This is a genomic window from Terriglobales bacterium, assembly GCA_035624475.1.
Taxonomy (GTDB): Bacteria; Acidobacteriota; Terriglobia; order Terriglobales; family Acidobacteriaceae; genus DASPRL01.
Genome location: DASPRL010000302.1, coordinates 21501 through 28690, shown reverse-complemented (window position 1 = coordinate 28690; position 7190 = coordinate 21501). Strand labels below are relative to the sequence as shown.

The window sequence follows — 7190 nt, the reverse complement described above, 5'->3', positions numbered from 1 at the left end:
GGGCGACCCAGGTGCCGTCGCAGGTGCGCAGTACGGGCTCCAGCGCGGCGACCAGGCCGCTGGCGGGCACGATCATCTCCACCGCCTTGCCCTTGCGCAAGTGCATGTAGGGCTCACGGTTGGCGACCACGAACAGGCGGCTGCCGCCCAGCCGCCCGCGGACGTGGACGGCCAGCCGCTCCGGGGTCCACAGCGATTCTCCGGCCTCCCGCAGGCGGGCTTCGGTCTCGGCGGCGACCCGGGCCTGCTTCAGGCTCTCGGCAAAGGTGGTGACCTCGCGCGCCAGCGGCCGGAAGAAGTCGTAGTCAGGTACCTCCTGGCGCGGGAAGATGCGCCCGGTGCGCAGGCCGTGCATCCACTGGGCGGCGCGCGCGATGGGGCCGGTGATGCTCCAGCGGATGATGAGCAGGGTCGCCAGGGCGATGAGCAGCGCCTCCAGCAGCACCCGCAGGAAGATCTGGCGCCACATGCGCCAGCCCTCGTCCTGGATGTAGCCGGCGTCGTCCACGACGGCCATGCCGCCGGCGACCGCGCCGTTGGCGCGGTGGATGGGCAGGGCGTAGATATGCAGATACGAGCCGTTGGGACGGAGGTACGCTCCCCGCTCGCGGTTGTCGGCGATGGCCTGGATCACGCTGGCGGGACAGTTCTGGAACTGCGAGCGCAGGTTGGGGGTAATGGCCAGGAAAGCTCCGCTGTCATCGCAGATGGCGATACCGGCCAGGTGCTCGCGGTTGCCGAAGCGCAGGACGATGTTCTCCAGGTCCCGGTCGGAACCGCGGTCCAGGGCCCGTTCCACGTTGCCCACCAGGCTGTCGCCCAGCACCTCGGCGCGCTTCTCCAGGTCGCCGCGCAAGCCGCGCAAAGCCATGTGCACCTCGTACCAGGAGGAGAGCAGCGACACCAGGGCGATGCCCAGGATCAGCGGAACGATCAGACGGACGCGGAGCAGACGCATGACTTACCTCCCGGAAGGGGAATATGCGCTCACCACGGGCAACGCCGTTAGATGCAACCGGCGGGCCAAAGCGAGTTGGGCATCTTACTGATGCTAGTGGGGATAGTTGGAGCCGGCCCAGCGCACCGTGCAGTTTTTACCCACCGAAGGCATTCCCCGACGTAGAGGGAAGGACGGTCTTAGGACGCCGAGCTAGCGCCGCTTCGCCAGGTCCTGGTCGGAGAGCGCGAGCGCCTGCTGCAGGAAGGGCTCAGGCTGGCGGCGGACGGCAGCCAGGTGGGGGCCGAGGGCGGGCTCGATCTCACGCATCGCCTGGTGAAGAGTCTCCAGTTGCGCGCCGGGGCGATCCTGCAGGAACTCCTGCGCCTTCAGGAAGCAGGCGTAGACCAGGGTCTCGGGCTGGCCGTGGCGGCGCAGGAACTGCCCGTAGTTGAACCAATCCACGGCGGCGTTGGATGGGTCGTTGACGCGGGCGTCGAGCGCGAGCGCTGCCTGGTAGGAGCGCGCCGCGTTCCCCAACTGGTTCTGGCTCGCCTGCAGTTCCGCCTGGGTGACCAGCGCTAGGCCCTCGAGCTTGGTCTCGTAAGTCTGCTCGGCCAGGTGGACGGCGAAGCTGCAAGTCTTGAGCGCCTGCGTGGGCTGCCCGCCGCGCTCCTGCGCATCGGCCAGCTTGAGTAGCACGGAAATGACCTGGCCGGGCGGCGGCCGCGTCGCTGGATGCGCGGCCACCGCCTGCAGGTACGCCTGGTACTGCCCCACGGCAGGCTCGAGGCGGCCCGCCTCGTCCAGCGACTCCGCCAGATAAAGGTGCGGGTTGACCTGCTGGGGATCGAGGACCAGCGCCTTCTGCCATGCGGCCACTGCTTCCTCCGGATGCCCAAGTTGCCGGGCGAGGATGCCGAGGTTCACCAGGGCGTCGGCGTCCTTGGGGAAACGTTGCACGATGCGCTGGTACTGCGCGTACGCGTCGGCGTACCGCCCGCTCTCCAGCAGAAGCCGCGCCAGGGCGTTCTGCGGGCCGGGCTCGCCAGGATTGGCGGCGATGGCGCGCTGCAGCGCGGCCACTGCGCGGTCCACGTCGCCCTGTTCGGCGACGGCCCGCGCCAGCCGCATCTGTGCCCCGCTGTCGTAGGGAGCGAGCGTGACCGCGGCCTCCAGCGCGGGCAGGTCGTCCAGCCTGTTGCCCAGGTAGAAGTGCGCCAGATCGAGGCCGCCCCAGGCGACCAGCGCCACCGCCAACCCGGCGCGCAACGCGCGCGCGCCCGCCGAGGCCCCGGTGAGCCAGCGCGTGAGGTTGCGTCCCGCACCGGCGGCGGAGGGAGCGCGCTCGGCGGCCGGGGCGCGCTGGTCGATCAGGAGGGCGGCGATGCGGCGGTCGCGCAGCTTCCAGATGGCGCCGTCCAGCAGAAAGTGATGGATGTTCACCAGCGCCGTAAAGATGAGGAAGCTGACGGTGAAGTCATAGTGGAAGAGGGAGCTGACCAGCCAGGGTCCGGGGATGAACAGGGCGATGCCGCCGGCGAGGAGCACGGCGAAATAGGCCGCCGGACGCCAGCGCCGGCCCTGCGCCTGGGCCTCGCGGCGCGCGTAGTAGCTGGTGATCCACAGGTACTGGGTGGAGTGCAGCACCGCCAGGATGCCGCTGCTGTAGCGGGTCTGCGGCACCTGCAGACCGTAGGCCAGGCCCAGCAGCGCGGGCAGCACGAACCACAGGAACTGGCTGGCGAACAGGGTGAGAGGAGCGGCCAGGGCGCGCACCCCCACGCGCTGCGCCAGCCGCCACAGCGCCCATCCCCCCAGCAGCACGAACGCGGCGGCGCACACCAGTTCGGCCGGCCGCGACACCGCGGCCGGGAGGCCCAGCGAGATGATCACGGGATCGTCGGAGGGGCCGGTGTGGAAGGTGAGGAAGAGCATCACGTACGAAGCCAGGAACGACAAGTAGAGGGCGTGGCGCTCGCTCGGGCTGGGCTGGGCGGCATTGCGCCGCGCGAACATCATCAGCAGCCCGTAGTTCTGTCCGGTGTAGTGCCACGGGCTCCAGGTCACGTAGACGGTGAAGAGCCAGGGCACCAGGCGGAAGGAGAAATGGGAGAGCAGGGCGGTCAGCAGCAGTAGCAGGGTCAGGTGCAGGGTGAAGAGGCGGTAGCGGGAGAACTCTTCGCGCGTGCGATAGGCGCGGTAGATGGTGGCCATGAAGTGCGGGTAGTTGAAGACCAGGGCCAGTCCGTAGAAGGCCACTGCCCAGGCCTGCTGGTGACTCTGGCCCAGGGGATAGGCCAGCAGAAGCAAGGGCGCCGACCAGGCGCTGCAGCCTACCAGCAGGTCCAGCCAGGGACGGTAGATCCAAGCCGAAGCCGTGCTCGCGGCCGGCGCGGACCCGGGATCTCCTCCCTCCCCACGGCGTTTGCGGTGCTTCGCTGTCATGGCCCTCCCACGGCGCCGGCGGCGTGCTGAGGTGCGACTGTAGCCGACTTTTGCGGACGAAGAAAGGCCCTTCCAGGCTACCGGGCGCAGCCTCCTGCCCGGGGCGGGGACGCGCCCCTAGAAACGCGCGCGCTGCAGAACGCGCTCCGCTGCCTGGGGGAACGAGGCTTCCGCCTGCAGAAAGAAGACCTTGGGCCGGAGCGCCAGGCCCACGCTCGTGACCTCGTGGCCGCTGGGACTCTGCTTGAAGGCCTCGAAGGCGGCCCGGTCCTTCCAGCGCGCCAGGCTGACGATGTGCTCGCCGCTCTCGTCCGCGAAGAGCTCGATGGAGCGTAGGTCCGGCTGGAAGCGGACTTGGCTGACCAGGAAGTCTTGCGCCAGCTCCAGGAACCGGGGTCGCTGCTCGGGCTCGCAGGTGAACAGGGAGAGGACTACGAAGGAGCGTTCCTCGGGCGGAAGTGCCGGTTCATTCATGGCTGCTCCTCTTGGGGATGACGTTCACTGGCGCGCCATCCCCAGGCCTTGCCGGTCCTCCATGGAAGCGCTGCGGCGGTCGTCGAGGAGGGCAAAGCCGCGGTTCACGCCGGTGTCGACGCGCTCCAGGTAGACGCGCAGCACCGCCTGGCGCTCGGGAGGGAGATCGGGGATCACGTCCCGCAGCAGCGCGCGCATGCGCCGCATCACCTGGATGGAACCGGCGCCGTAGTAGCGGATCTCCTCCAGCGCCAGGCTGACGAGGTCCTGCCAGCGCGGGCAGGGAAAGGCCACGCGCAAATTGCCGGCAGAGTCGTAGAGCCGTCCCGCTTGCAAACGGCGGTTGCCCAGGCAGCGCAGCAGGTCCTCGATGTAGTCCAGGGCCTGCACCGCGGTGGTGGGATCGTTGATGGCCGGGGAGAGCGCCTTGATGGCGATGTCCACCAGCAGGCGGAGGGCGTACTTCGGGTCCTGCTCGAAGGTGCGCTCCGGTCCCAGCAGGATGGCCTTGCGCAGGCCGGCCTCGGCAATGGGGGCTTGGCCGCCACGCACGTGCAGCAGGGGCGCACCGTCCATGGTGGCTTCCCCGACCGATTCGACCATCTCGATCACAGCGTCGGCCTGGGTGGCCAGGCGGACCAGGGAGGCGAGGTCCAAGGCTCCGATCACCCGGGGCGCGCCAAAATGGCAGAGCGTCTGGCGGACCGGAGGGAGCATGGGTTTGACCTGGGAGGCGGGCTCCACTGCCACGCCCTCGCCCGGCCCGGCGGACAGCGGAGGATACATCTCGACGATCACCTGCCGCCCCGTCTTGCCCACGTAACTGAGCACGTTGCTGATCTTGAGCAGGGCCAGCCGCTGCACCAGGCGCGCCAGCACCATCACGCTGGCCACCACCAGCACCACCACGCACCACGAGGTCAGCAGAGGGACGCTGCCGGAATGGGCCCGGCCCACCCAGGCCAGCGCGGACAGCGCATAGATGAAAGTCGCGGTGAAGACCCCGATGGCGTGAAAGACGAAGGGGTCGCGCGAGAGCCACAGCACCAGCCGCGGCGAATAGGCGGTGGCGTTGAACTGCATCATCACGAAGGCCAGAGAGAAGACGATGCCGGTGAGCGCCATCATGCCCGAGGCCACCGAAGAGAAGATCCCGATGGCGGCTTCGGCACTGAGGGCCGAGAACTGGCCGGGGAAGAAGCGGACTTCGAGCCGAGGGAAGGCCATCCCGAAGGCCAGCGCGGCCAGCGCATAGCCCATCGGGATCCACCAGAAGGACTCCCCAAAAGCGTGGCGGCGCCTCAGCGTCTTCATGTGACCGCGACCTCCCAGGCCGCCGGAAAAGGCAGCCTCGGCGGAGCGGGGCCCGTGGAAGAGGGCCGGAGGAGGGGCGGCTTCGCCGGCGCTCCCTCCTCCGGGTTGGAAGATCAGGTCAGCGGACCTGCTGGACCTCCTTCAGGCTGGGCCACGGGGCCTGCCACAGGACCTTGGCATCGATCGCCTCGTGCGGATACAGGCGCAGCGACTGCAGGTCGGCGGGCTGCATCACGATGTCCACGCGGCGGTTGTAGGCCAGCCACCGGGTGCGCGGGCTGCTCGACAGCTTGGCTTCCGGAAGCGCCGGATGCTGCGCGTCGAGCTCCGCCACCATGGTCTTGTCGAGTGGCTTGCTCTTGCCGAAGAACTGGATCTCGATCTTGTCGGCAGCGATGCCCTGCGCCACAAGATAGTCCTTGACCCGGTTCGCGCGGCGCTCGCTCAGCTTCAGGTTCGCCTTGGTGGTGTCGCGCGGATCGGTGTAGCCGGCGATCATGAGCTTCGCCTCCGGCGTGTGCTGGAGGTAGATGCGGAAGATCTCGGCCACGCGCTCCAGTTCCTTCTGCTGGCTGGCCACCAGGCCCAGGTCGGGATGACGCCGGTCCGGGTAGCCGGTGGGGAAGAAGATGCTGACCAGGTTGGTTTCGATCAGGCCTCCCAGGTGCACGTTGGCCGTCTTGCTGTCCGAGCCGCCGCAGACGTTGGTGGAGGCCAGGGTGTAGGTCTTGGTCTCATCCACCTTCCCGATCTGCATCTTCTCGGGCACGGGCGCGACCTCCGTGTTCCCGTTGACGTTCACGTTGCCCACCGGCTGCAGCGTGACCGCGTCGGCATGGGCGGTGGTCCAGTTCAGCTCCGTCTTCTCGTTGACCAGCACCTGCTCGCCCACCTTCAGGTAGGTGACTTCCGGCTTGGCGGAGGTCAGCGAGGACTGGATCGTGGGGTCGACGGCGACGGTCTGGGACTGCTTCACCCAGCCCCCGGGTCCGACAGCCGCGAAGTTGTAAGTGGTGGTCTTGCGCGGCGAAACCGTCTCGTCGCCCTGGGCGGCCGGCACCGGCTTGGCGGCGGCGTCGGCGGTCATGGTGGCATCGACGGTCTCGAGCGAGGACCAGGCCAGCTTGGCCGGATCATTGCAGAAGATCTGGCCGGGCGTGGCGGTGAACTGGCCGCTCGGCGGAGCCACCACCACTTGGGCGCTGGCGGCTCCCGCATCGAAGCGCGGCCGGGCGATGGGCTTGCCGGCATCCGGCCACGGCTGCATCTCCGTCTTGCCGCCCTTGTGCAGCCAGAGGATGGTCCGCATGTTGGGCTCGATGGTCACCGGGCCGGAGAACAGTTCCGTGCCCCTCCAGGTGACGGTCACCTGGTGCGTGCCCGGGGGCAGGATCAGTTGCTGGGACCAGAAGATGTGGTTGTTGAACTCATCGCCGTGTCCCACGAAGTAGTCCGGGGTCTTGCCGTTGACCAGGACGGCGTTGCGTCCCCCGCCTTCGATCTGCAGGGCGCCGAAGGGCCCCTTGACGGCCTCACCCTTGGGAACCAAGGAGAAGCTCATCTCGGGATTCTTCCCCGGCTTGGCGTCGATCTCCTGGACCTGCGGCGCGTAGCCGTAGTTGTAGACGCCGATGGTGTGTTTGCCGGGGGTCATGAACACGTCCCGGGTGTTGTTGCCGATGGGGGTTCCGTCCAGGAAGACGTAGGCCTCGGGCGGGTGAACCTTGACCTTGACCCGCGCTTCCTGGGCAAACGCCGCCACGCCGAAGACCACCACCAGCAGCAGTGCTAGTGTCATCCTCTTGTACGACATGGTTGCCTCCCTAAGGGTGTGGATTTCCGCTCTGGGTGCTCGTGTCACTCGGTGTCCGTCTCTTGCTCCGTTACCGTTGCTTCGTTTACGGGCGGACAAGCAGCCGGGCTGCCTGCCCGCCCCTGGTTGTGGAACGGCCGCTTGGGGAGGCGGACTCTCTCACGACTTCTGGCCCTGAACCGGCGCCTCTCGCATGACGGCTCG

5 protein-coding genes are annotated in these 7190 nt (G+C 68.3%); all 5 read right to left on the bottom strand.

Features of this window, described 5'->3' with window-relative positions:
- Positions 1 to 958: trehalose-6-phosphate synthase (locus VEG08_12080; GenBank protein ID HXZ28722.1), on the bottom strand; the 958-nt coding region annotated here is incomplete at its 3' end.
- 192 nt (positions 959 to 1150) lie between these two features.
- A complete protein-coding gene (locus VEG08_12075) occupies positions 1151 to 3385 on the bottom strand; it encodes a tetratricopeptide repeat protein (protein HXZ28721.1) in 2235 nt (744 codons plus the stop codon).
- Between the two features lie 117 nt (positions 3386 to 3502).
- Complete coding sequence (locus tag VEG08_12070; GenBank protein HXZ28720.1) at positions 3503 to 3859, bottom strand: antibiotic biosynthesis monooxygenase family protein; 357 nt, start codon at positions 3857 to 3859, stop codon at positions 3503 to 3505.
- Positions 3860 to 3883: 24 nt separating this feature from the next.
- Complete coding sequence (locus VEG08_12065) at positions 3884 to 5173, bottom strand: DUF2254 domain-containing protein (protein ID HXZ28719.1); 1290 nt, start codon at positions 5171 to 5173, stop codon at positions 3884 to 3886.
- A 118-nt stretch (positions 5174 to 5291) separates the two neighbouring features.
- Entirely contained in the window at positions 5292 to 6986 is a 1695-nt protein-coding gene (locus VEG08_12060; protein HXZ28718.1) for an OmpA family protein, read from the bottom strand.
- Between the last annotated feature and the right edge of the window lie 204 nt (positions 6987 to 7190).

Excerpts from the sequence above, each read along its gene's own strand:
- VEG08_12060 (HXZ28718.1), bottom strand. The coding sequence starts at position 6,986 with ATGTCGTACAAGAGGATGACACTAGCACTGCTGCTGGTGGTGGTCTTC.
- VEG08_12065 (HXZ28719.1), bottom strand. The coding sequence starts at position 5,173 with ATGAAGACGCTGAGGCGCCGCCACGCTTTTGGGGAGTCCTTCTGGTGG.
- VEG08_12070 (HXZ28720.1), bottom strand. The coding sequence starts at position 3,859 with ATGAATGAACCGGCACTTCCGCCCGAGGAACGCTCCTTCGTAGTCCTC.
- VEG08_12075 (HXZ28721.1), bottom strand. The coding sequence starts at position 3,385 with ATGACAGCGAAGCACCGCAAACGCCGTGGGGAGGGAGGAGATCCCGGG.